23 protein-coding genes are annotated in these 24,006 nt (G+C 63.8%); 1 reads left to right on the top strand and 22 read right to left on the bottom strand.

Features of this window, described 5'->3' with window-relative positions:
- Positions 1-60: 60 nt before the first annotated feature.
- The 16 genes from PQR08_RS10000 to PQR08_RS09925 form a co-directional block, all read right to left on the bottom strand.
- On the bottom strand, positions 61-1,731 hold the full coding sequence (locus PQR08_RS10000; protein ID WP_187603488.1) for an aromatic/alkene/methane monooxygenase hydroxylase/oxygenase subunit alpha: 1,671 nt from the start codon (positions 1,729-1,731) through the stop codon (positions 61-63).
- 210 nt (positions 1,732-1,941) lie between these two features.
- Positions 1,942-2,118, bottom strand: a complete 177-nt coding sequence (locus PQR08_RS09995; RefSeq protein ID WP_250487382.1) for a hypothetical protein — start codon at positions 2,116-2,118, stop codon at positions 1,942-1,944.
- 2 nt (positions 2,119-2,120) lie between these two features.
- A complete protein-coding gene (locus PQR08_RS09990) occupies positions 2,121-2,435 on the bottom strand; it encodes a hypothetical protein (protein WP_250487381.1) in 315 nt (104 codons plus the stop codon).
- Positions 2,436-2,468: 33 nt separating this feature from the next.
- Positions 2,469-3,512, bottom strand: coding sequence for an NAD(P)-dependent alcohol dehydrogenase (locus PQR08_RS09985; protein ID WP_238289168.1), 1,044 nt, complete (start codon positions 3,510-3,512; stop codon positions 2,469-2,471).
- A gap of 247 nt (positions 3,513-3,759) precedes the next feature.
- Positions 3,760-4,011 carry a DUF3563 domain-containing protein gene (locus PQR08_RS09980; protein ID WP_250487380.1) on the bottom strand — a complete coding sequence of 84 codons (252 nt, stop codon included), beginning with the start codon at positions 4,009-4,011 and terminating at the stop codon, positions 3,760-3,762.
- Positions 4,012-4,174: 163 nt separating this feature from the next.
- On the bottom strand, positions 4,175-5,008 hold the full coding sequence (locus tag PQR08_RS09975) for a class II glutamine amidotransferase (RefSeq protein ID WP_187603492.1): 834 nt from the start codon (positions 5,006-5,008) through the stop codon (positions 4,175-4,177).
- Positions 5,009-5,125: 117 nt separating this feature from the next.
- A complete protein-coding gene (locus tag PQR08_RS09970) occupies positions 5,126-5,620 on the bottom strand; it encodes an MOSC domain-containing protein (protein ID WP_250487379.1) in 495 nt (164 codons plus the stop codon).
- 148 nt (positions 5,621-5,768) lie between these two features.
- Complete coding sequence (locus tag PQR08_RS09965; RefSeq protein WP_250487378.1) at positions 5,769-6,602, bottom strand: AraC family transcriptional regulator; 834 nt, start codon at positions 6,600-6,602, stop codon at positions 5,769-5,771.
- On the bottom strand, positions 6,599-7,321 hold the full coding sequence (locus tag PQR08_RS09960) for an NAD(P)H-dependent oxidoreductase (protein WP_250487377.1): 723 nt from the start codon (positions 7,319-7,321) through the stop codon (positions 6,599-6,601). The genes PQR08_RS09965 and PQR08_RS09960 overlap by 4 nt, the downstream gene beginning before the upstream one ends.
- On the bottom strand, positions 7,314-8,045 hold the full coding sequence (locus PQR08_RS09955; RefSeq protein ID WP_284509234.1) for an enoyl-CoA hydratase/isomerase family protein: 732 nt from the start codon (positions 8,043-8,045) through the stop codon (positions 7,314-7,316). Before PQR08_RS09955 ends, PQR08_RS09960 begins: the two co-directional genes overlap by 8 nt.
- A complete protein-coding gene (locus tag PQR08_RS09950) occupies positions 8,045-8,497 on the bottom strand; it encodes a DUF2000 domain-containing protein (protein WP_250487375.1) in 453 nt (150 codons plus the stop codon). The genes PQR08_RS09955 and PQR08_RS09950 overlap by 1 nt, the downstream gene beginning before the upstream one ends.
- Positions 8,498-8,632: 135 nt before the next feature.
- Positions 8,633-9,403, bottom strand: coding sequence for an SDR family oxidoreductase (locus tag PQR08_RS09945; RefSeq protein ID WP_250487374.1), 771 nt, complete (start codon positions 9,401-9,403; stop codon positions 8,633-8,635).
- Between the two features lie 10 nt (positions 9,404-9,413).
- Positions 9,414-11,222 (bottom strand): IlvD/Edd family dehydratase, encoded by a 1,809-nt coding sequence (locus PQR08_RS09940; protein ID WP_250487373.1) that lies wholly within the window; start codon positions 11,220-11,222, stop codon positions 9,414-9,416.
- A 7-nt stretch (positions 11,223-11,229) separates the two neighbouring features.
- Positions 11,230-12,564 (bottom strand): aspartate aminotransferase family protein, encoded by a 1,335-nt coding sequence (locus PQR08_RS09935; RefSeq protein ID WP_250487372.1) that lies wholly within the window; start codon positions 12,562-12,564, stop codon positions 11,230-11,232.
- A gap of 51 nt (positions 12,565-12,615) precedes the next feature.
- Positions 12,616-13,743 (bottom strand): branched-chain amino acid ABC transporter substrate-binding protein, encoded by a 1,128-nt coding sequence (locus PQR08_RS09930; protein ID WP_238211789.1) that lies wholly within the window; start codon positions 13,741-13,743, stop codon positions 12,616-12,618.
- Positions 13,744-13,756: 13 nt separating this feature from the next.
- Positions 13,757-14,458, bottom strand: coding sequence for an HAD family hydrolase (locus tag PQR08_RS09925; RefSeq protein WP_250487371.1), 702 nt, complete (start codon positions 14,456-14,458; stop codon positions 13,757-13,759).
- 327 nt (positions 14,459-14,785) lie between these two features.
- On the opposite strand from PQR08_RS09925, the gene PQR08_RS09920 reads away from it, so the two are divergent.
- Positions 14,786-15,454: a TetR/AcrR family transcriptional regulator gene (locus PQR08_RS09920; protein WP_250487370.1), complete on the top strand. Its 669-nt coding sequence runs from the start codon at positions 14,786-14,788 to the stop codon at positions 15,452-15,454.
- Positions 15,455-15,495: 41 nt separating this feature from the next.
- Here the strand turns inward: PQR08_RS09920 and PQR08_RS09915 are convergent, their stop codons facing one another.
- The 6 genes from PQR08_RS09915 to PQR08_RS09890 all read right to left on the bottom strand — a co-directional run bounded on the left by PQR08_RS09915 (position 15,496) and on the right by PQR08_RS09890 (position 23,986).
- On the bottom strand, positions 15,496-16,854 hold the full coding sequence (locus PQR08_RS09915; RefSeq protein ID WP_035498085.1) for an MFS transporter: 1,359 nt from the start codon (positions 16,852-16,854) through the stop codon (positions 15,496-15,498).
- A 90-nt stretch (positions 16,855-16,944) separates the two neighbouring features.
- Complete coding sequence (locus PQR08_RS09910; RefSeq protein ID WP_250487369.1) at positions 16,945-18,468, bottom strand: AMP-binding protein; 1,524 nt, start codon at positions 18,466-18,468, stop codon at positions 16,945-16,947.
- The gene (locus tag PQR08_RS09905; protein WP_408161270.1) at positions 18,461-19,024 is read right to left on the bottom strand and encodes a (2Fe-2S)-binding protein; all 564 of its coding nucleotides are present in this window, start codon (positions 19,022-19,024) and stop codon (positions 18,461-18,463) included. Before PQR08_RS09905 ends, PQR08_RS09910 begins: the two co-directional genes overlap by 8 nt.
- Positions 19,021-19,836 (bottom strand): FAD binding domain-containing protein, encoded by an 816-nt coding sequence (locus tag PQR08_RS09900; protein WP_250487368.1) that lies wholly within the window; start codon positions 19,834-19,836, stop codon positions 19,021-19,023. The genes PQR08_RS09905 and PQR08_RS09900 overlap by 4 nt, the downstream gene beginning before the upstream one ends.
- Positions 19,833-22,832: a xanthine dehydrogenase family protein molybdopterin-binding subunit gene (locus PQR08_RS09895; RefSeq protein WP_250487424.1), complete on the bottom strand. Its 3,000-nt coding sequence runs from the start codon at positions 22,830-22,832 to the stop codon at positions 19,833-19,835. Before PQR08_RS09895 ends, PQR08_RS09900 begins: the two co-directional genes overlap by 4 nt.
- 281 nt (positions 22,833-23,113) lie before the next feature.
- Complete coding sequence (locus PQR08_RS09890) at positions 23,114-23,986, bottom strand: AraC family transcriptional regulator (RefSeq protein WP_061173616.1); 873 nt, start codon at positions 23,984-23,986, stop codon at positions 23,114-23,116.
- Positions 23,987-24,006: the final 20 nt, after the last annotated feature.

Genomic DNA, 24,006 nt, shown 5'->3' with positions numbered 1-24,006 from the left:
AGGTTTTCCCATGCTCGTCGCGGCCCGCTGCGCACGAACGCAGCGGGCCGCAGGCCCGTCTCAACTGCACGGATTGATCGTGAAGCCCGCGCGATATTCCGCGATGTGCTTCTCGCGCTGCTCCGGCGTCATCTCCCGCAACAGCACGATCGGACTCTGGATGGTGTGGCCGCGAACATGATCGAGCGTCCACATGTCGCGGTTGTCGAAGCGCAGATGCGGTTGCGGCACGAGCGTCCTGCCGTCGCTGCGAACGAAGCCGAGATCCTTGATGCAATCCGCGAGATCCCAGCCGTGATAGACCTCTTCCCATTCGCGGCGGCCGCTGAAGCGGCCCATCGCGGGCGTCGGACGGCCTTCGTATTCCGACGCGAACGCGACCTTGTGCGTCCAGCGGCACAGCTCCGAGCAATACGTGTAGAGCTTGCCGTCGACTTCATCGACGCAGAAGTCCTCGCGGATCAGACACGGCACGAGGCAGCTCCAGCACCGATGCGGATACACATAGCCGTTCTCCTGATCAAACAGCATGTTGGTTTCGCCCGGCACGCTCTTCTTCGCATACCACTTCCAGTAGTCGCCGAACTCCGCATACCAGCCCGGATACTTATGCTCGAACCACTCGAAGTCCTTCTCGGTCTGCGCCTCGATGCGCCAGAAGTTCACCGGCCAGCCGACCGAGAAGAATTGCGCGACCTTGTGCACGTAGTTCTTCTTGACGAGGCGATCCCACGCGGCGGCGACATCGTCGTGATGAATCTTGATGCCGTACTTTTCGAGCGGCAGCATGTAGGTGCGGTAGTAATCCTCGTAGATCCACCGGTGCCACAACTCCGCATACGACTCCTTCTTCTTGTCGCGATCGGTCGTGCCGTACTCGATGAACGTGCCGATGGCCGCATCGACGATGGCGTGGTTCTGCCAGAACGCATAGCGCAGATCGCGTTCGAGCAGCAGGTGATTGTCCGGATCGTTGATGACCGACATCATCAGCGAGTGACCATTGCCGATGTGCCGGCTCTCATCCGACTGCACGGAGAGGAACACGGTCGGCAACGCATAGTCGCCGTTGCGCGCCGCTTCCGATGGCATCGCCACGAACAGCGTGTTGGTGAAGGCGGTTTCCGCGACCACCTGCAGGAACACGTTGGCGGCCGTCACGGCATCGCCCGTCAGAAAGCCTTCCGCGAACTGGCGGCCGATGGTCGTCGCGTAGCACTTGCCGAACGCGGCTTCGGTGATATCGAAGCCCGCCGGGTCGATGTAGTTCTCCATGTACCACTTCTTCAGGTTCATCTGGATCGTCGAGTGGCGAAACTCATCGACCATCTGCATCGTGAAGCCGGTGCGCAGTTCTTCTCCGGGCGCGAGACGGCCGAGCATCGCCATCGAGCGTGCGGCTGAGATTTCCGGAAACGGGATGATCGCGAGGAACAGCTTCATCCACTCGACCCAGCGCGGCTCGACATTACGGAACATGTCGCCGCGCAGCGCCGCGTCGAGCGCGCCGTAGACGCGGTTGTCCTTCTCCTCCTGCATCGGGAAATACGAGCGCAGCACCTGCTTCATGGGATCGCGCGGCGCCTTGCTGATCTTGTAGTCGGTCGGGAAGGTCATCGCTTCCTGAACGTAACTGGGTGTCCAGCCGAGATCCGCGACGCGTTTGGCCGCCTCGCCGATGCTGATTCCTCGCTGGGACGTGATCTTGTTGAGCGTTAATGCATCTGACATCGAGCTCTCCTTGTCCGGTTACAGGGGGACCGGCGGCTTCTCGCGCGCAGATCCGTGATCACCAACACATGCGCCGCTTTCGTCGGCACGGCCCGATATAGAGCGACAAGCGTGCCATGCGCTTCGGGCCCATTCGGCAAGGCTGCGCTCGCCATCGTGTCGTGGAACGCGACGTGCGCGTTCATACGGTGTACTAATCTGCGACATCGTTCACGGGCCGTTCGCAGGCGTGGATTCGTTCTGAACCGGCTGACCTTGCGCGATGCAGCGCGCGGCGACGATCAGCGCGCCCATCGCGAAGTCGCGGCCGAACACGCCGATCATCTCGTCGGACAGCGCGCCCAGCCGTTCGAAGAACGCTTCTTTCGTGGTTGCATCGGTCGTCATGTTCATCTCCCTGGTTCCGAGATCCGGCGCGCCGCCGCTTCCAAGTCCGCCAGCGCAGCCGTGAGACGCGCGCGTTCTTCCTCGAGCGCGCGCATCGATTCGTTCGCCTCGTGCAGCCGTTCGCGCAGCATCTCGATGTTCAGACATTGCTGCGACGTGCGCGCTTCGGGCGGACTCGCCGCCAGCGCGCCCTCCAGCTCGATCTCGACGCCCGCGACGCGGCTCTTGCTGCGCAGATGATCCGAATTGATCTGCGTCAGCGCGATCACGAGCCGCACGCGCTCCGAGATGGGCGTGACATTGCCTTGCGCCGCCATGACGCTCTCCGTTCGAGTCCTGTTGACCGGCTGCTAGGGAATGAGGACCGCGCGTCCCTTGATCCTGCCGTGATGCAGATCCTTGAGCGCCTGATTCGCGTCGCTCAGCCGGTATTCGCGCGTGGCCAGATGCACGAGCCCGCGATCCGCGAGCGCCATCAGCTCGACGAGTTCGGGATAGGTGCCGACCAGATTGCCGACGATGGTCTTTTCGCTCGTGATCATGTCGATGGTCGGGATCTCGATCTTCCCGCCATAGCCGACGATGTAGTAGAAGCCCGCGTTGCGCGTCATCGCGAGACCTTTCGCGATGGCATCGCCTTCGCCGACGAAATCGATCACGGCTTCCGCGCCGTTGCCGTGCGTCAGTTCGAGCACGCGTTCCAGGTCGCCTTCACCGCCTTGCACGGTGTGATGCGCGCCGCACTCTTTCGCCAGCGCCAGCGCGGTTTCCGAACGATCGACGACGATGATCTCCGCCGCGCACAATGCATTGAGCACCTGAATGCCGATATGCCCCAGTCCGCCCGCACCGATCACCACGGCGAACTGGCCGGGCAGCAAGTGACGCGACGCCTTCTTCGCGGCGCGATATGCGGTGAGGCCGGCATCGGTGTAGGGCGCGACGTCCTTCGGCGCGAGCGTGGATGGCAGACGGATCAGCGAGCGTTCGCCGGTCGACAGATATTCGGCGTAACCGCCATTCGCGTTGATGCCGGGAAAGCGGCTCTCGGTCGCGTGCATGTCGTCGCCGCGCCGGCACGCGAGACAGTGGCCGCTCGTGACGAGCGGATGACAGACGACCGGATCGCCGACCTTGACGCTTTCGACGGCGCGCCCGACGGCCTCGACCCAGCCGGCGTTCTCGTGGCCCATGATGTAGGGCAGCGCGACATCGACCTTGCTGCGCCAGATTCCCTCGACGACGTGCAGGTCGGTGCGGCACACGCCTGCTCCGCCGATGCGGACGATCACGTCGGTCGGCCTGACGATGTCGGGCGTTTCGACGTCTTCATAGCGAACGAATTCGTCGCGGGACAAGGTTTCGTCGTACTCATGCAGCACGGCAGCCTTCACGTTATGTCTCCTTGGTCGTTATCGTCGAGTCAGCGCGGCGCTGCCCGCGGAGCCTCTGGAGCAAGGATTACGCCAATGAAGACCGATGCGCGGAGAACCCGGATACCTGCACGTCTTCGCGGCAATCGGCTACGCGATACGCGCATGACTCCGGGCGGGTTTTGGGGAGACGTGTCGCAGTTTCGGACACTTTGACGAAGCTTTGTCGTATGAGGATGTCGCAACTTGCGACGGCCAGCGCAGGCGATCAGACCGGCTCTTTTCGCCGCGCGCTGTCGTCCTGGTCGATCACGATGCGAGCAAACGCATGCCTGTCACGCGATACCGCGCCGCGCAGCGGCATGCCGTTCGCGCGGACCTCTTCTTCGATCTGGCGCATGCGATGTTGAAGATCGCCGCGATCATCCGCCGCTGCGTAACGAGCGTAACGGGCGCGATGCGCAGACACGCTGTAGCGGGAAATCAGCCAGCCGACCAGGCGAGAAAAGAGTGCGGACATGATGTGCTCCTTGTCGGGTTAGTTCGGCGTTTGCCGCAGCGCATATGTCGTCTCGTTTCTGAGGCTGCCTTGCATGCACCGCCGATGCAAAGCAGGTTACAACCGGTGAATTAGCCTGGAATGAGCGGGCCGGCGAGCTGACTCGAGATCCCGCGCGAGGCACTCATGCTGCTTGCGGCTCGAAAGGAAACTGCTCGATCTCGCCGCCTTGCGCCACGACTACCGTGCTCTCCGGAATCTCCTGCCACCATCCCGGCAAATCGCCGAGCGGCTCCGACAGAACCAGAAACGCATCTTCCCCGGCCATCGCGATGCGTGGATCGTCGGGATACAACTCGTGCAGATGACGGAACGACGTGTTGTGAAACAGCGAGCGCGACTCTCTTTCGCTCGAATAGCGCACCGCGACGATCTGCTCGCCGTCGGTTGCGCAGATGGTCATGTTCAGCGGATTCTCCACGCCGTGGCGGCGGCCGGTTTCCTCGACAAACGCCACCATTCGCTTGAGCGCGCTGACAGGCGCCAGTTCCAGACCGAATGTGAGCGCGAGGAAGAACAGCACTTCGGAATCGGTCGATCCTTCGATCGACGGGAATAGCTCCGGTGCGATCGCAACCATGAGATCGCGGCGCATCACCGGAAAGTTGCGCACGAGGCCGTTGTGTGCAAACAGCCACCGGCCGTGACGAAACGGATGACAGTTGGTTTCCTGCGACGGCGTGCCGGTCGCCGCGCGAATATGCGCAACGAACAGCGGCGCGTGAATCGCGCGCGCGGCTTCACGCAGATTGCGATCGCTCCATGCCGGCTGGATACAGCGATAGCGAAACGGAATGTCGGTCGGATGCCCGTACCAGCCGATTCCGAAGCCATCGCCGTTGGTCGTCGTGTGGCCAAGCCGCGAATGCAGGCTCTGATCGATCAGCGAGTGCTTCGCGTTGAACAGTACGGTTTCGAGCTGAAGCGGTTTGCCGGAATAGGCGAGCCAGCGGCACATGAGATGTCTCCTGGAGAAGCGGGTCGGCATGACTTGCGCGCGCCGACGCACGGTAGCAGGAACGACGATACACGTAATCCCGCTCGACCTCGAAAACGCTGTTCGCCTGTATCGCGATCAGCGCAGAGGCTCGATCACGCTCGAAAGATCGATCCTGCCGCCTTCGACGACGCGCGCCGTGATACCGCCGAATCCACGCACCGCGTTATAGCCACCCACGCCGAACGCCTCTTCCATGCGCGAGCACGGATGACATTCCCCGCTCGCTTCCAGCACCGCGCCGCCGATACGAAAGCGCCGGTCCTTCAGCGCGTGAAGATTCAAGCCCACCGTGACGATATTGCGCCGCAAATCCAGGGGCGAAACGTCATCGAGACCGAGGTGGCTCGCTATCGCGCGCAGGCTCTCCGCCTGAATCAGCGTCACTTGCCGGTTGCCGCCCTTGCGGCTGTTGTGATCGCCTTCGAGACCGCCGTCCGTCAGCGCGAGTGCGAATTCGACCACGTCGAGCGGTCGACGCCGCGTGCCGCGCAAGCCTATCCATACGACTTTGCCCGGCCTCACCGGAGCATTCATGAGACGTGCGAGAGGGGAATCGGGATTGAGCGGCATGGCATTAACCGTGAGTGATTCGCACGATTTTATCGGTCATGCCATGCGGTGGGTTCGAAGGGGGTTTAAAGCGGAAATGGCCTGGCGGCGGCATTGGCCGCGCGATGATCGTCACACGCTTGCTATGACCGAATATTCGTCGAACGATTCAAGAAAACGCAGCCTGATAGATCTTCGGTGTCACGCCCGTCTGCTGCTTGAAGACGCGCGTGAAGTGTGACTGGTCCGCAAAGCCGGTTCGGGCGCCGACTTCTGCAATAGGCCTGCCGTCGCGCAGCATCGGCATCGCTGCGCGCAAGCGCTCCTGCTGCTGAAAGGCATGAGGGCTCAGTCCCGCCTCGCGCACGAAAGCGCGTAACAGCACGAACGGCGTAACGCCGAACTCCGACGCAAGCGTCGACAACGTCACCCTCGCATGAAAGTCTTCGCGCAAGCGACGCCTTATTGCACGTACCAGAGCAGGCTCGCTTCGCACTGTAGGCAGGTCGCCGGAGCGCCCAGGGTAGCGCGCGTACAAGCCAACGATAGCGCAGGCCAGGGCCTCGCTGCGCTTGAAAGGATCGTCGTTTTTCTCGGAACACCAGTTCACGCCGTAGAGGTGCCGCGACAACGCATTGTCGACGACAAACGGGCTCTCCAGTTCGAATCGCTCGCGCCGCGGAATGCCAAGCCGGTCACAGTAGGCGGCCAGTTCCGCAGGCTGCACATGTTCGACGCGCATCTTCCATTGACCGTCACCGGCAGCGGCGCCTGAATGCACCACGTCGGCATCGATGACGATGACGTCACCGCGCCGGCATATGCGCCGCTGTCCCCGAACCTCGACCGCCAATTCCCCGCCGGTAATGACCGCGAGGCAATGCGTATCGTGTGCGTGCGGCGGATACCGGTGGCCGACGAACTGGCCCTTCAGCATGACGGCGTCCATGACGTCGGGTGCGCGCCAGACCTTGACCGAACGAATCGCCGATGCAGCTTTCATGATGAAACCGTCCGTGGAAGTGCTCTGAACACGTCATCATAATCCTGGAGCAGCGGCATCGTGATGCGCGGTCGCGTGCCGTGACTATCGATGAAATCGCACCAGCGCGCCAATGTGTCGGCCCGCTCGGCGTCCGAGCAATAGGGAACGTGCCAGGCGAAGAACGGCTCAACCACTTCATAGCCCACATATCCCAACGTGCCTTGCAGCAGATGACGCAGCATGCCGCTCGCCAGTTCACCATGAATGCCTTGCGCGCCGAACATGTGTTCCCGGCCACCGAGTGTCACGCCGATCACGGCGCGCTTGCCGACCATGCCGCCGCGCCCGTAGATGCGCTTGCCGCCATACATCGCGCCCGACAGAAAGCAGCGGTCGATCCAGCCCTTGATGAGCGCGGGCACCGAGAACCAGTAAAGCGGGAACACGAGCATGAGCGTGTCGCTGGCCAACAGTGCCTCGACCTCTCGCCGCACGTCGGGTGCAAGCGCATCGTGCTCGAGCGCGTGCCGTTGCTCCAGTGCATAGACCAGATAGTCCTTGTTGGCGCGATCGGTGAACTCGCTGGCGCGAACCACGGGATCGAAGTTGAGCGCATACAGGTCAGAGAAGCTCACATCGTGATTGCGCGACTTCAGTACGCGTTCGGCCTCGCGGGCCATTGCCGAGCAGAACGAGTGCGGTTCGGGGTGAGCGTGAACAAGGTGAACTTTAGCCATGAGGAATCGATCTCCAGATGCACGCCGGAATGAAGGCATTGAGATGGAAGAACTCCCGCTCGATCGCCTCTCGCGCCGGTAACGTAGCGCCTTCCAGAATCAAACGCCGCGTGGTCTGCAAAGCACCCGGCGGTTTAGCGCCGAGGCGCTGGGCGTATTCGTTTGCAACGGCGCGCACGTCCGCGTCAGGTACTACGCGGGACACAAAGCCGTGCCGCAAGGCTTCCGATGCCGTTACCGCACGGCCGCTCATCAGCCAGTCGCGTGCCGCGAGATCGCCTACCCTGCGAGCCAGCAACGCTGTCGCTCCCGCTTCGGGCACGATACCGAGATCGGAAAACGGAAACCGGAAGGTCGCGCTTTCGCCGGCGGCCACCCAGTCCGCGTGTAACAGCATCGTGGCGCCGAATCCAACAGCCGCGCCATTGACAGCGGCAATCAGCGGCTTGGGCTGCTCGGCGAACGCCGCGATGCATCGCCGGACCGAACCGTCGTCGGCTTGCGGCCACAGTGTGTGGAACGCAGCGGTGTCGTGCCCCGCGCAGAAGCTCTCGCCGGCTCCTTGCAGCAGTACGCAGTGCACGCGTTCGTCGCCCTGTGCGAGGCGCAGCGAGTTCGCCAGCGCATCGAACATCAGACCGTCGAGCGCGTTTCGCTTGTCGGGGCGGTTCAAACTCACACACCAGATCTGACCGATGCGCTCCGATGTAATCCGCGCTTCCATCATGCAAACAGCGAAAAACCGCCGACCAGTTTGCTGACACGGTTCCTGGGGCCGACCAGTCCGACCGCCAGATATTGAAGCGATTCGCCGGCGTGCCCCTCGACGGCTTCGAGGAACATGGCGTAATCCGTGGTGGCCTGCCCTTGTACGGGAAAGTCCACAACGTCACACTGGGCGAGCGATTTCCGGCGAAGCTCGCTCAGTTGAAGAGCGGTTGCCTTCAGTACCGGAATGCCGATGGGAATGAGGCCCGGATGCGCCGTGCCGTCCCGCTCGACCAAAGGCGCACCGACGAGACGGCTGTGGCGCTGGCCCAGGGTGAACGCCACGACCGCCGCAGCGTTCGACGCCTTGCCCGGCGGCAACGCTTCATCGACGACGATCACACAACGCTCCAGCTTCGGCGGCACTTTCTGCGCGTCCGCCGCGATTGCTTCGGTATGCAACAGCAATGTCTCTCTCCTGAAAAATCGACCCTGGAGAGCATGCTAGGCATTCCATTGCGAAAAGTATTGGACGATTTTGCAGCGAGCCGAGCCTATCGAGTTGAGGTCGGCGCGGACCGGCGCAGCGCGCACACAGCCGGATCAGCCTCTGCCGACGAACGGCATCTTTGTCGCCATGATCGTATGGAACAACACGTTGGCATCGAGCGGCAGACTCGCGAGATACGCGACCGAGCGCCCGACTGTCGCCGCGTCGATCAGCGGCTCGGCTGCGAGCTCGCCGTTCGCTTGCGGCACGCCGTGCGCCATCTGCGATGCCAGCGCGCTATGCGCATTGCCGACATCGATCTGACCGACGGCGATGTCATGCGCGCGGCCGTCGAGCGACGCGCAGCGCGTGAGGCCCGTGACGGCGTGCTTGGTCGCCGTGTAGGCCGTCGAATTGGGCCGCGGCGCCCAGGCCGACAGCGAGCCGTTATTGATGATGCGGCCGCCGCGCGGCATCTGCGCCGACATGATCCGGAACGCGCGTTGCAGGCAAAAGAACATGCCGTTGAGGTTCACGTCGACGACCGCGCGCCATTGCTCCGCTGTCCACGCATCGAAAGGCCCGGGCGGATTGCCGACGCCCGCATTGTTGAACAGCAGGTCGAGCCGGCCGAAATGCGCGACGACGGCATCGAACGACGAAGCCACCGCCGTCGCATCCGACACGTCGCACGATAGCGCGAGCGCGCGGCCCGCGAACTCGTGGGCTTGCGCGATCTCGAAGAGCGGCTCGCGCCGCCTGCCGAGCAGCGCGATGGACCAGCCGTCGCGCAGCAATTCGATTGCAGCCGCACGGCCGATGCCCGAGCCCGCGCCCGTCACGATGCCCACGCGCGGCCCTTGCGCGCCGTCCAGTCGATTCATGCGCTCTCCGTCAATGGTTGTCGCGCGCTTCGCCGCGCGCCTCGACGATGTTCAGAAACAGCGTCGCCGGTTCGAGACACGCGCCGCTGCCCTGCTGCCCCACCATGCTTCGATAGATGGCTTCCCACGGCGTCTGGTTCGCGAGTTCTGGAGGCCTCCACGCGGCACGTCGCGCGGCGAGTTCATCGGCGGATACGAGCAGATCGACACGCCGCGCGCCGAGATCGATACGCAGGCGATCGCCGGTCCTGAGCAGCGCGAGGCCGCCGCCCACCGCACTTTCCGGCGACACGTTCAGAATCGACGGACTGCCCGACGTCCCGCTCTGACGGCCATCGCCCATGGTCGGAAGCGTGTCGATGCCGCGCCGGATCAGCGCGGCGGGCGGCTGCATGTTGACCACTTCCGCGCCGCCCGGATAACCCACCGGGCCGCAATTGCGCATGACCAGGATCGAGTGTTCGTCGATGTCGAGCGCAGGATCGTCGATGCGCGCGTGATAGTCCTCCGGGCCTTCGAAGACGACTGCCTTCACCTCGAACGCGTCCGGATCGGCGGCGTTCGAGAGAAAGCGCTCGCGAAAGCGCGCGTCGATCACGCTGACTTTCATCACGGCGTTATCGAACAGATTGCCGCTCAGCACGACGTGACCGCCCGCTGCTTTCAGCGGTGTATCGAAGGCGCGAATCACCTCGCGGTCGGGCACCGCGATGTTGGCGAGATTCTCCGCGAGGGTGCGTCCCGTCACGGTCATCGCATCGCGATGAAGCCGGCCCGCGTGCAGCAGCTCGCGCATCACGCCAGGCACGCCCCCGGCGCGATGAAACGCCTCGCCGAGAAAGCGCCCGGCCGGCTGGCAATCGACCAGCAACGGAATCTGCGCGCCTACGCGTTGCCAGTCGTCGAGCGTATGGGGCACGCCGATGTGACGCGCAATCGCGATCATGTGAATCGGGCAATTCGACGACGCGCCGATCGCCGCCGCGAGCGCGACCGCATTCTCGAACGCCTCGTGCGTCATGATCTCCGACGGCCGCAGGTTCTCGGCGATCATCGGCACGATGCGCCTGCCCGTCTCGTAGGCGAACCAGCCGCGCTCGCGGTACGGCGCGGGCACCGACGCGCAACCGGGCAGCGACATGCCGAGCGCCTCGGCGAGCGCGTTCATCGAAAGCGCGGTGCCCATCGAATTGCAATGCCCGGCGGATGGCGCGGACGAAGCCACTTTCTCCATGAACGTGTCGTAGTCGATCTGGCCGGTCGCGAGTTCCTTGCGCGCCTCCCACACGACCGTGCCCGACCCCGCCAGCTTGCCGCGATGCCAGCCGTCGAGCATCGGTCCGCCCGACAGCACGATCGACGGAATGTTGACCGTCGCCGCCGCCATCAGGCAGGCGGGCGTGGTCTTGTCGCAACCGGTCGTGAGCACGACGCCATCGAGCGGATAACCGTGCAGCACTTCGACGAGACCGAGATACGCGAGATTGCGGTCGAGCGCGGCCGTCGGACGCTTGCCGGTTTCCTGGATCGGATGCACGGGAAACTCGAGCGGAATGCCGCCTGCGTCGCGAATGCCGTCGCGCACGCGCTTCGCCAGTTCGAGATGGTGCCGGTTGCACGGCGCGAGATCCGAGCCGGTCTGCGCAATGCCGACGATCGGCTTGCCCGACTGCAACTCCTCACGCGTGATGCCGAAGTTCATGTAGCGCTCGAGATAGAGCGCGGTCATGCCGGGATTCGACGGGTCGTCGAACCAGCGGCGGCTGCGCAGACGCTTCGGTTCGGCCGGTGACTGAGCGGAATTCAACGATGTCTCCATGAATGATCTAGCGTGCGCGCAACAGCGCTTCATGACGTTCGACGAACGACGCCACCGCTTGCGCGAAGCGCTCGAGATCGCCTTCGTCGTGCGCGAGTGTCAGCACGATGAAGCCGCGCCGTGCGACATAGCAGCCGCGCTCCAGCATGTGAAAGAAGAACAGGTCCTTGAGCGGCGATTCGCCTTCGATGAAGTCCTCCACCGAATGGATCGGATGCACGCCGGCATGCAGGTTCATCAACGATCCGATACCCGTGAACTGCATCGCCACGCCGCGCTCGCGGCACAGTCCGTTCAGTCGCGCGCGCAAGCGCTCGCCCTTTTCGCTGAGCGCGGCGGCAGCGCCCGGCGTATAGAGCCGCGACAGACCCGCGTGACCCGCCGACATCGACAGCACGTTGTTGTTGAACGTGCCCGCGTGCGGCGTCGCGCCGGGCCTGCGCGGATCGAATTGCGCCATCACGTCCGCCCGGCCGCCGAACGCGCCGAACGACATGCCGCCGCCGATGTACTTGCCGAACGTCGTGAGGTCGGGCCTGATCCCGAGCAGCGCCTGCCGCCCGCCGCCCGACAGCCGCGAGGTCACGACTTCATCGAAGATCAGCAGCGCGCCGTGACGCTGCGTCAGATCGCGCAGGCCTTCGAGAAAGGCCGGTTCGCCGACGATGCATCCGCCCGCGACCTGCATCGGTTCGACGATGACCGCGGCGATTTCGTCGCCATGCGCGGCGAAGATCCGTTGCGCGCCGGCCAGATCGTTGTACGACGCGACGATGAACTCGTGCGGCACGTTCACGGGACTGTTGCCGCCGCCGAAGGTCAGCACGCCGCCGTGATATCCGCCCGTGAACGCGACGACTTTCCTGCGCCCCGTGAAGATGAGCGATGCCGCGATGGCCATCAGGTTCGATTCGGTTCCCGAGTTCGTGAAGCGCAAGGACTCGACCGATTCGAAGCGTTCGCGCAACAGGCGCGCGAGCGGCACTTCCAGCGTGTTGTGTCCCGTCAGGTTAAGGCCGTTGTCGAGTGCTTCCACGATCGCCGCGCGTATCACGGGATGGCTGTGGCCGTACATCGCCGTCGTGTATTCGGCGAGGAAATCGGTATAGGCGTGGCCGTCGAGATCCCACAGGCGCTTGCCTTCGCCGCGCGCGATCGTCAGCGGGAAAGGCGCATAGAACAGCACCGAGCGCGTGTTGCCGCCGGGCATGACATCGAGCGCATCGAGATGGGCGGCGGCGCTTTTCGGGTTCGACTCCGCGAAGACGCCGGCGGCGCGCTCCGCGGCACGGCCGAGACCTTCCACGTCGAGTTGTGGCGATACTGCGTTTTCAGTGGACATACGCTTCCTGGATTGTTCGAGGTTCGTTCATGATCGGTTTCCCTCCCGCGTTCAATCGACCGGCACGATCGATCCGCCTGCTGACCAGTACACCGTCATCGGCGCCTTGATCCATTCGCCGCGCTGATCGAACCGCACCTGACCGAACAGCGTATTGAAGGTGGTCTGATGCAGCGTCTTGTCGAGCGCTTCCGGAGACAGCGACTGCGCCGACGAGATCGCGTCGCCGATCATCATCGTCGCTGCATAGAACGACGGTCCCTTCTGATCCGGATTCACGCCGTAAGCGGCCTTGAAGCGCGTCTCGAAACGCTTTCCTTCCGGTAACGCGCCGAGCGGCGTGCCGCCCTGCGGACAGTACATTTTCTTGTCGAGCGCGCCGTCCGCGAGACGCGGAAATTCGCCTACGCACAGCCCGTCGCCGCCCATCAGTACGCCGCTGACCGCGAGATCGCGCATTTGCCGGGCGAGATAGGCGGCCTGACCGTAGTAGCCGCCGTAGAAGATGCCGTCCGGTTTCGCCGGCTTGATCTTCGACAGCACGGCCTTGAAGTCCACCGTGTGATCGGTCGAGTACTCGCGCGTCACGATGTCGATGCCGAGCTTCTTCGCCGTGGCGACGAACACATCCGCGACGCCGGAGCCATAGGCAGTGCGATCGTCTATCACGGCGACGCGCTTCAGATGCAGCGTATTGGCCGCGTAATCGGCCATCCTCGCGCCGAGGACGTTGTCGTCGGTGGTGAGGCGAAACACGTACGGATAGCCCGGAACGGTCAACGCCGGGTTCGACGCCGCGGGCGTGATCATGATCACTTTGGCGTCGTTGTAGATCTTCGACGCGGGAATCGTCACGCCCGAATTCCAGTGGCCGATGACCGCGATCACCCCGCTGTCCACGAGCTTTTGCGCGGCGGTCACGCCGGCTTTCGGGTCCGACTCGTCGTCCACCGAAATGAGCTCGAACCTGAGCGGCTGGCCGCCGAGCGTCATATGTTTCGCGTTCAGGTCATCAATCGCCAGCCTGGCGCCGCGTTCATTGTCCTTGCCGCTCGCGGCCTGCGAGCCCGTCAACGGTCCTGCCACTCCGATCTTCACGAGCGTGTCCGCATGGACGGCCGGCGCCGCGCACGCCACGCTCAGACATAGAACGAGGGTCTTGATTGCTGGTATTTGCATGATCGTGCTCCTGTCACCGGTCGATGAGACGTTCGAGCACGCCGCGCACCGGTTCGAGCGTGGCGAATTCGTGATCCGGACGCGCCTGCCAGTCGCCCAGACGCTCGTTGCCGCGATTGATCCACGCGACCCGGATGCCGAGCGGTTTCGCGCCGTCGATGTCCGCCCAGGTGCCGATCGAGCAATGGAAGATCTCGTCGGCATTCAGGCCGAGCGTCGCGAGCCCGGTCTTGAAGATCGTCTCGGAAGGCTTGTAGGCCCGCGCCATCTCGGCCGTCGTCACCTGCGGGAAGTAGCGCACGAGGCGGCTACGTTTCCATAGGTCCGTATCCATGTTCGTGATGGGCATCAGCGCAAAATGTTCACGGGCCCAGTCGAGGAAAGCGACGGCGTCGTCGAAAGGCGGCGAGGACTCCACCAGATGCGTGAGCAGCAGTTCGGTCAGCGCCGCCATGTCCCGGCCGTCGGTGCATCCCTCCGCAAGCGCTTCCAGACAGCCCGTGAGCGCATGCTGCGCGACCACGCGATATCGCATATACGCGTGGCTCCTGTAGGTTTGGACCGCGCGCATGTCCCAGTCGAGATAGACATCGGCGGCGGACTTCGCCGGATCGAGAGAGAGCTGCTGCAACACCGCTTCGATGCCGCGTATGCCTCCCGTCGTCACGTCTACGAGCGTGCCGAAGTAATCAAAGGTAAGAGCCTTGGGCTTCATGGACCAATCCTTTATGTAGTATGACTAATCAAAATGAATGTCGCGCCGCTCGCATGAGCGTCACCCTCTCCGGACAGAAAGCGGGTACGCCCGCGATGTCCGTGCCGTCGATTTGCATTTACTGTACGCCGTACAATTAAATCGTGCAAGCGAGCGAATTGCCGGGTTTTCCCGCACCTGTCGCATGTCGCCACCGATTGCAGTAGAGTGACGCTCGATCGAACTCAAACTCGGGAAGTCACGTTGAGGAAAAAGGAAGAGGCAGCCCCGGAAAAGAAGCGACGGGGGCGCTCCGCGCGCGACCAGGGGCTTTCGCGGGAACGCGTCGTGGAGGCGGCGCTCGCGCTGATCGACGCGAAGGGCTATGCAAACTTCAGCCTGCGCGATGTGGCGCGCGAGCTCGGCGTCTATCCCACCGCCATCTACTGGTACGTCACGAGCCGCGACGAACTGCTGGTCGAAGTCATCACGCGCGCGCTAGGCGATCTCATTCCCGGGCCGCTTCCCGCCGGGCGCTGGCGCGACTGGCTGAAAGAACTGTTTCATCGCTACCGTCGCGCGGTCGCGCGGCATCCGAACGTCGCGCCGCTGCTCGGTTCGCAGATCATCTCGAACGCGAGTATGAATCCCGTGATGGTCGAGGCGGTGCTTCGAACGCTGTTGTCCGCGGGCTTCAAATCGGAGGAACTGATTCACGTCTACAACACCGTGATCACCGCGATGGTCGGATTCGTCACGCTCGAATTCGCCGGCCACGGCGCCGATGAGCGCGACGAATGGGAGGACAGGCTGCGCGTGCGCTTCGAGGAGCTCGATCGCGATGAGTTTCCGCTGTTGACCGCGAACATGACGCGCATGTCGAATCAGGCGTTCATCGTGCGATGGAAGGGAGGAACGAATCGCGCGCTCGAACAGAGCTTCGATCGATATACCGATGTCGTACTGGATGGATTGCAGAGACAACTGGCGGGCGATGCCGATACGCAGAAGCAATGAACCCGACTGCCGCGCAATCCGCGGCAGTCGGGTCGAATCTTTCAGTCTTCTTCGTTCAGACGACCCATCGTTTCAGGCACGATGAACGCACCGATGAGAAACAGCACGCTGATCACGACAAGCGCGACCGCGAGCACGACCGGCAAATCGACGGGTGACTTCGCGACCACGGAAACCACCGTCGGCATGATGCCACCCACTGCAAAGCCCAGATTCCACGACAAGCCCGTTCCTGACGCGCGTATCGACGTAGGAAAGCGTTCGTTCAGGAATATGAGGATCGGCGCATAGCCTGCACTGCCGAGCGCGCTCAACACGATCGCATAGAAGCCGATGAGCCACACGCCGTCCGCATGCGGCATCGCGAGATAGAGCAGCGGAAAGCAGATCAGACGCGCGACGCCGAGCCAGATGAAGCTGCGCTTGCGTCCGATCAGCGTGCTCAGATGTCCCGCCGCCGTCGATGCGATCACCACGGCGACGCTCGACCACATCAGAATCCATCCCGCGCTCGTCGCCGACGTATGCGTGACGACCTTCAGGAACGTCGGTAAGTATCCTGACGTCAGGTAATAGCCACTGCCTCCGCCGACAGTCAGCAACAGGTTCACGAAAAGGATCGAGCGATACTTCTTCGAGAACAAAACGCGTAACGGCGAAGCGACCGGTCCTTCCTGCGCGGCACCTTTCGCGCGCGCGGCCGCCTTCTTTCGTGCAGCGAGTTCGGCCCACAGCGGCGATTCCTCGAGCCTGTTGAAGACGAACACGCCGAGCACGGAACTCACGATGCCCGCGAAGAACATGCAGCGCCAGCCCCACACTTCGAACGCCGCGCCCGGAAAGATCGCGGTCGTCGCCAGATAGACGAGCGATGCGAGCAACGCGCCAAGTCCCGCGCCACCGCCGCCGACGAACCCGGACACCGCACCGCGCCACTTGAGACTGACCGTCTCCGTCCCGATCGTATGCGTCGATGCAACCACGCCTCCGACGAACACGCCCTGCACGAGACGCAGCAAGAGAAACAGCGCGGGCGCGACGATGCCTACCTGTGCGACGGTCGGCAACATGCCGAATGCGGCCGTCGAAACACCAACGCCGACGACGGACACCACCATTGCGCGCTTGCGTCCGTGTTGATCGGCAAAGGAACCGAAGATCGCGGAGCCGAGCGGCCTCATCAACAACGTGACGGCGAACGATGCATAAACAGCCGCGAGCGAAAGCATCGGATTGGACGATGGAAAGAACAGATGCCCCACCACCGGTGCCACGAACAGCACGACGAACAGGTCGAACAGATCGAGCGCCCAACCGAGGCACGATGCCATCACGGCGACCGCCACCTGACTTCCCTTCACATCTTGCGCGACTTCATCGCGCCGGTATACTTCGTCCATTTCCGATCTCCATGTCCAAATTTTAATTTGGATACCTATCTATATGATTTTTACGTCTCGCCTGCCGGGATGCCTCGCGACGGGCGTTTCCTATCGCTCCGGCTCGTATTCGCCGCTGGAAAGCTTGCGTCGCAGTATCTTTCCGACGGGCGATTTCGGTATCTGATCGACAAACACGTATTCACGCGGACGCTTGAAGTTGACGAGGTCCGAGGTGCGGCAAAACTCGTCGAGCGCGCGCTCGTCGACGTAATGTGACCGCTTGACGAACGCGACTACTTTCTGGCCCCAGCGCTCGTCCTTCACGCCCGCGACGGCGACTTCATCGACGGCGGGATGCAGCGACAGTACCGATTCGATATCCACCGGCGATATGTTCTCGCCGCCGCTGATGATCATGTCGTCGACGCGGCCGGTGACGTAGAGATCGCCGTCCGCATCGAGATAGCCGGTATCGCCGGTGAAGTACCAACCGTCGCGTAACGACTTCGTGTTCGCATCGGGACGGTTCCAATAGCCTTCGAAGGCTTCATCGCCAAGCAGTTCGACGATGATCTGCCCTTCCTCGCCGCGCGATGCAAGCTGCCCGGGCGATGCGGCGTCGAGCTTCACGACGCGCAGGCGCGTGTTGAGGCCCGCGCGTCCCGCGCTTCCGGGTTTCTTCGTCGCGTCCTGATCGATGCTGAACGTGTACACCTCGGACGACCCGTAATGATTCACGAAGAGCTCGGGCTCGAACGCGGCCGAGCAGCGCTTGAGCAGGCCGTCGTTCATCGGCGCGCCCGCGAATCCCAGCTTCGTGACGGAACGCGTGCGCGCGCTCGAAAAGCCGGGCACGGCGAGCAGATCGTGATATAGCGTCGGCACGAGATAGAGGCAGGTCAACGCATGCGCTTCGATCGAGTCGAGCGCGAGTTGCGCATTCCATCGCCGCACGCAGACGAAGAGTCCGTCAACGAGCGCCATCGCGAGCAGCGAGCGCACGCCCATCGTGTGATAGAGCGGCATCACGCCGAGCGTGCGTTCGCCGTGCCGATAGAGATTCTGCGCGACGTGCGCGAGCGCGGCGGCTCGCTCATGCCGATGCCTGCGCGGCACGCCCTTGCCCATGCCGGTCGTGCCGGAGGTGTAGAGCATCACCGAGTAGTCGTCGGCCGACGCTTCCGTGGCAAGCTGCGCAGGCGCGCACGCTCGAAGCACATCGAACGCATGCGTCGCACCCTCGACGTCGTCGAGGCCGATGCGCGCGATATCCTGCGCCGCCGCGCTCTGCGTCACGGCTTGCGCGGAAACGCCTTCATAGACGATCGCGCGCGCGCCCGCATCGGTCACGCTGTAGTTGAGCTCCTCGGGCTTGATACGCCAGTTCAACGGCACGATGACGATGCCCGTGAACTGACACGCCCAGTGCAGCGTCGCCATCTCCCAGCGATTCTGCAGCGCGACCAGCAGGCGATCGCCGCGCGTCAGGCCGAGCGCCCGGAGACCTGTCCCGACCCTGGCGATTTCGTCGAACCATTGCGCATAGGTGAACGCGATATCGCCGTCGACGAGCGCGAGCGCATGCGGGCTGCGCTCCACCGATTGCATGAACGTGCGGCCGAGATCAAACATGGCTCGCCTCCTCTTCACGCGAATGCGCCTGCCGCCGCTTCGCCACGTCGAGCACCGCCGCGACGATCGGCGTATAGCCCGTACATCGGCACAGATGGCCGGACAACATCTCGCGCACCTCGTGTTCATCGGGATTCGGCACGCGCTGCAGGAAGTCCGTGCACGACATCAGGATGCCCGCCGTGCAAAAGCCGCACTGCAACGCATGATGACGCGCGAACGCTTCCTGAAGATCGCCGAGCGTCTGCGCCGACGCGGACAGTCCTTCCACGGTGTCGATGCGCCGTCCGTCCGCCTGCACCGCGAGCATGAGGCACGAACGCGCCGCGACGCCATCGACGAGCACCGTGCACGCGCCGCACACGCCATGCTCGCACCCGACATGCGTGCCGGTCGCGCCCAGCTCATGACGCAGAAAATCGGACAACAGCTCGCGCGTTTCGCATGCGCCGCGACGCGTGACGCCATTGAGCTCCAGCGTCACGGCGCATGATGTGTCTTCTGCAAGCGCGAAGCGCAATGCATCGCCGGAACCTGCGTGTTGGGTCTTTCTCACTTCGCCTCCTGTATGACTTGCCATCCGAGCTGGCGCACGAGATGACGTCGATATGACGCGCTGACATTCGCGTCGTCGCGCGCGCCGAGCTTCCAACTGAAATCGTTCAGTGCGCCGCGCAGATCGTCGCCTTCGAGACGCGGCAGGCACTCGAGCACGGGCCTGTCGGCGACGCCGCCCACGCCGATGCGGATCGAATCGTCCGTGACGAGGGCCGCGCACGAGACCAGCGCGAAATCGCCATGACGCGCCGAGAATTCCGTGAAGCCGAAGCGTTGCCCAGGCTTCTTCAGCGGAAAACGCACGGACTCGACGAGTTCATCCGGCTCGCGCGCGGTCATCAGCATGCCTTGAAAGAAATCGGCCGCGCTCAACGTGCGCTTGCGCTTCGCGGAACGTAGCGTGACGTCGCCGCCGAGCGTGAGCAGCGCGAGCGGCAGTTCCGCGCTCGGATCCGCATGCGCGATGGAGCCGCATACGGTGCCGCGATTTTTGATCTGAAAATGCGAAATAAGGGGGAACGTCATGCGCAGGAGCGGCACTTCATCGTCGAGCGTCTTGCGCCATTCGACGCTGCCTTGCGTCGCCGCCGCGCCCACGACGAGATGGCCCGACTCCACGCGCACCGTGTTCAGTTCCGCGGTGCGCGAAATGTCGATGAGCCAGCGCGGCTGCGCCAGCCGCATGTTGAGCACCGCCATGAGCGACTGGCCGCCCGCGAGCACGCGCGCGTCGGCGCCGGCCTGCGCAAGCGCGTCGAGCGCGTGGCGCGTATCCTGCGCGCGCAGATAGGCAAACGGCGCGGGCTTCATGACGACCTCCGCAGTTTCGCGAGCATGCGTCCGAGCCACGATGCATTCGTGCGCACGGCCTCGCCCGATGCCTGTCTGCCAAGCGATTCGAAGAGTTGCCGCAATACCACCTGCGCCGCGCCTTCGAGCATGCGTGCGCCGACCGCCGCGACCTTGCCCGACACCTGCGCTTCGTAGTCGTACGCGAGCAGCGTGCCTTTCGCGGTCGGCTCCAGCCTGACGAGGCCTTCGCCTTGCGCGCTGCCGAGCGGCGATATGCCCGCGCCCGCGAGACGCAGGCTACGCGGTGCATCGATGTCGGAGAGACCGATCTTCGCCTCGAAGCGCGCCTTGATCATGCCGACGCCAACCGTCACATCGGCGCGATACTGATTCGGTCCGATGGTCTCCAGCGCATGACAGCCCGGCACGACCTTCGCGAGCGCCTCGGGGTTCATCAAGACCGCGAAGATGGCCTCGGGCGTCGCTTCGAGTTCGACGGTGCCCTGCGCGGTGAGCGCCTTGCCGCCGCCGCTCACCGGCTTCTTCGCCGGCGCGGCCTCGCGATACTCGGGCCGCGACGGCGGCGGATCGTCGATGCCGATCATCGCCATGACCTTCGCCGGCGTGAGCGGCAGGCGAATGTCCGCCACGCCGAGCGCATCGGCCACTGCATTCGCGATGCAGGCCGGCGTGCTCATGTTGTTGCCTTCGCCGAGTCCCTTCGCGCCGAGCGGCGTAAATGGCGAAGGCGTTTCCAGATGGACGATGACTGGATCGGGTACCTCGCATGTCGTCGGCATCAGATAGTCGGCGAGCGTGCCCGACTGAAAGCTGCCGTCCGCGCCATAACGAAACTCTTCCATCAGCGCCGCGCCCAGGCCCTGCGCGAACGCGCCGCGAATCTGGCCATCCGCGAGCGCGGGATTGAGCAGCGTGCCCGCATCGTGTGCGGTCACATAGCGGTCGATACGCACGCGTCCCGTCGCGCGATCGATCTCGACGCCGCACATGTCGAACGCGAAGCCGTAGCACGCGGACGTGTTGATGCGATCCTCGTCATCGGGCGGGGTCATGTTGGGCGGATTCCAGAACACGGTTTCGCGCAGCCCCGGCTCCTCGCCTTCGGGCAGGAGCGCGGGCGACCAATGCGGCGCGTTGCTCGCGGCGCGTGCGAACGGCAACGCTTTTTCGGGTGCCTGCCGCATGTACACGCGTCCGCCTTCGAAACACACGTCCCGCTCCGTGCAAGAAAACTGCTTCGCGAGAATGCGCGCGAGCTTGTCCTTCACGCGCGTCGCGGCGAGATGAACCGTGCCCGCGACCGCACCGGCGAACCGGCTCGAATAGTTGCCGGCCGCGACGGACCACGCGTCCTTCTGCGTGTCGAATTCGACGTTCACGACGATATCCGCCGGATCGAGACCGAGCACATCCGCGACGACCTGCGCGCACACGGTCATATGCCCTTGCCCCGCCGGCGTCGATGCAATGGTGACGATCACGCCGCCCATCAGATCGACGCTCACGGTCGCGCTCGCGATCGCACCGCTCTTCGGGCCGGCCTTGCGACGCGCTTCGGCGGGCATGACCGTCGTGATGTAACCCATGTTCGATACGGACGGCTCGACGATCGCCGCGAAACCGATGCCATACAGCCGCCCTTCGCTGCGCGCGATCTCGCGGCGCGCCTTCAGTTCGTCATGGTCGCCCTGCGCCAAGGCACGCCGCAGCGCTTCCTGATAGTTGCCCGAATCGAGCAACGCGCCCGCTGCCGCGCGATACGGAAACGCATCGGCCCTGACGAAGTTGCGGCGATAGACATCGAGCACATCGAGCTTCAATTCGTCCGCGATGCGCTGAATCAGACGCTCCAGCGAGAAATACACCTGCGGGCCGCCGAAGCCGCGCACGAGTCCGGTCGGCGTCTTCGTCGTCAGCGCGACGCGATTGCGCACGAGCAGGTTCGCAATGTCGTATGCGCCCGTCAGACATCCATGCATGCGATAGAACGTGGCGGGCTCCGGCGCGCGCAGATAGCCGCCGCAATCCTCGATCTGATCGTAGGACAGCGCGGTGATGCGCCCGTCGCGTTCGACGGCGGCCTCGAGGGTCGCCAAGCGCGCCGTCGCGGAGGTCGCCGCGCTCAGATGTTCGAGGCGGTCCTCCACCCACTTCACCGGCGCGCCGCATTTTCTCGACGCGAGGCACATGAGCACGACATACGGAAACACCGCCTGCTTCACGCCGAAGCTTCCGCCCGAATCGCGCGGCGCCTTGTGACGCAGACGATTGGCGGGCACTTTAAGCGCCATCGACATGACCGCGTGCAGCGAGAACGGCCCCATGAAATTCGAGGTCACGTCATAGCCTTCGTTGCCCGGCAGGCATTCCGCGATCACGACGCCGCATTCGATCGGCGCACACGTGTTGCGCGGATAGTGCGTGGTGATCGACACGCGATGCGGCGCGTTGTCGAACGCCGCTTCCGGCTCGCCATAACGAAAGCTGCGGTCGCTGACCACGTTGCTGCCGATCTTCTCGTGAAGCACCGGCGCATCGTCGGCGACTGCCGCTTCGATCGATACCACCGGCGGCAGCGGCGCATAGTCGACCTTGACGAGATCGAGCCCGTCCTCGGCGATGGCGCGCGTTTCGCCGATCACCACGGCCACCGGCTCGCCGCTATAGCGCGCGCGATCCATCGCGAGCGCCCAGTGCTCCATCGGCGACTTCACGCCGACGACGAACGGCTGCGACCATGCGCGCACATCGTCGCGCGTGAGCACGGCGCGAATGCCCTTGTGCGCGAGCGCGGCGCTCACGTCGATGCTTCTGATCTCCGCATGCGCATAAGGCGAGCGCAGCACGGCGGCGTGCAGCGTGCCTGTCTTGATGGCGATGTCGTCGCCGTAGCGGCCGCGGCCCGTGAGAATCGCGGGGTCTTCCAGGCGTTGCATCGGGCGGCCCACAAACGGGCGAGTGGACGCTTGCGCTTCGTCGCGACCGGAAGCGATCGCGGGCGTCTGGCGTTCCTTCAGGGCGATGTCGGTATCGGTGTCGCTCACACGTGTCTCCTGCATGGCTGTGCGCGATGTTCAGTAAGAGCGTGTCTCGCACTTGCGGCGAGACACATCGCATCGTCGATTCAATGTACTGCCCGACTGCGCAAAACCGCTTACCAAGCTGTCGGGCGAATTACCTTACAGTCCGATGCTTTTTCGCGAGGCAAGCGTTAGTGACAGACGCGACAGTTCAACGCACGCGTGAGATCGCGTGCGCGAGGATGTGTCATCGCTCAGATCTGTACTTGCCTGGAATCCGCTTCGTACAACTGCACCACACGGCGATACTCGCTCGGCGTGATACCCAGGTTCTGCTTGAAGAAGCGCGTGAAATGCGCGGGCGCCGAAAACCCAAGATCGTATGAGATGTCCGTCAGCGAATGCGCGCCCGCGGATAAATCGTTGATCGCCGTTTCCATGCGCAGCACGTTCAGATACACGTTGGGCGTCACGCCCGTGCAACGATGAAACAGCGCGAAGAAATGCGCGCGCGACAGCCCGCAATGTTCCGCCAGCCGATTCATGTCCGGTTCCGCACCCGTGTTCTCACGCAGATACGCGATGGCCTTGCGGATGCGCGGATCGTTCGGACGCCGGCCCGCCAACTCCATCTGCCGCGACGACTCGTGCCAGCTTCGGCTCGGATCGATCACCGAGAGCATCAGCTCGAAGAGGAGCCCCTCCAGACGCTCGGCGGCGACGCTGTCCGCCCACCACATCTCCATCGCGAGCTCTTCGGCGCGCTTCTTCGCATGGTTGGACATGCGCACGCACGACTGCGGAAAGAAGCGCGGATGACCGCCGCTCACGAGCGGATGCTGAATGGCGGTCAGCCAGTCCGGCTCGATATACATCGCGAGAATCACCGTGCGCTGCTCGGCATGTTCGATATGACGATACGCGTGCGGCTCCCACGGATTGATCAGCACCGCGGTGTCGCCGGTCAGCGGCTGGAGTTCATCGTGAACGGCGAAGAACGTGTCCGGTCCTGCCGCCTTGATCAGAAGATGGCAGTGATGATGCGCGTGCTGAATGAGCGGCGCATCCATGTCGAGCAGCGCCACTCGTCCAAAACGTCCCTGATAGATCTTGATCGCACTAGACACTCGTTTTGCCTCACTCCATG

The sequence above is a fragment of the Caballeronia jiangsuensis genome, from assembly GCF_046030135.1.
Taxonomy (GTDB): Bacteria; Pseudomonadota; Gammaproteobacteria; order Burkholderiales; family Burkholderiaceae; genus Caballeronia; species Caballeronia jiangsuensis.
Note: the sequence above shows the minus strand (reverse complement) of the source record. Positions and strands in the feature narration are given on the sequence as shown.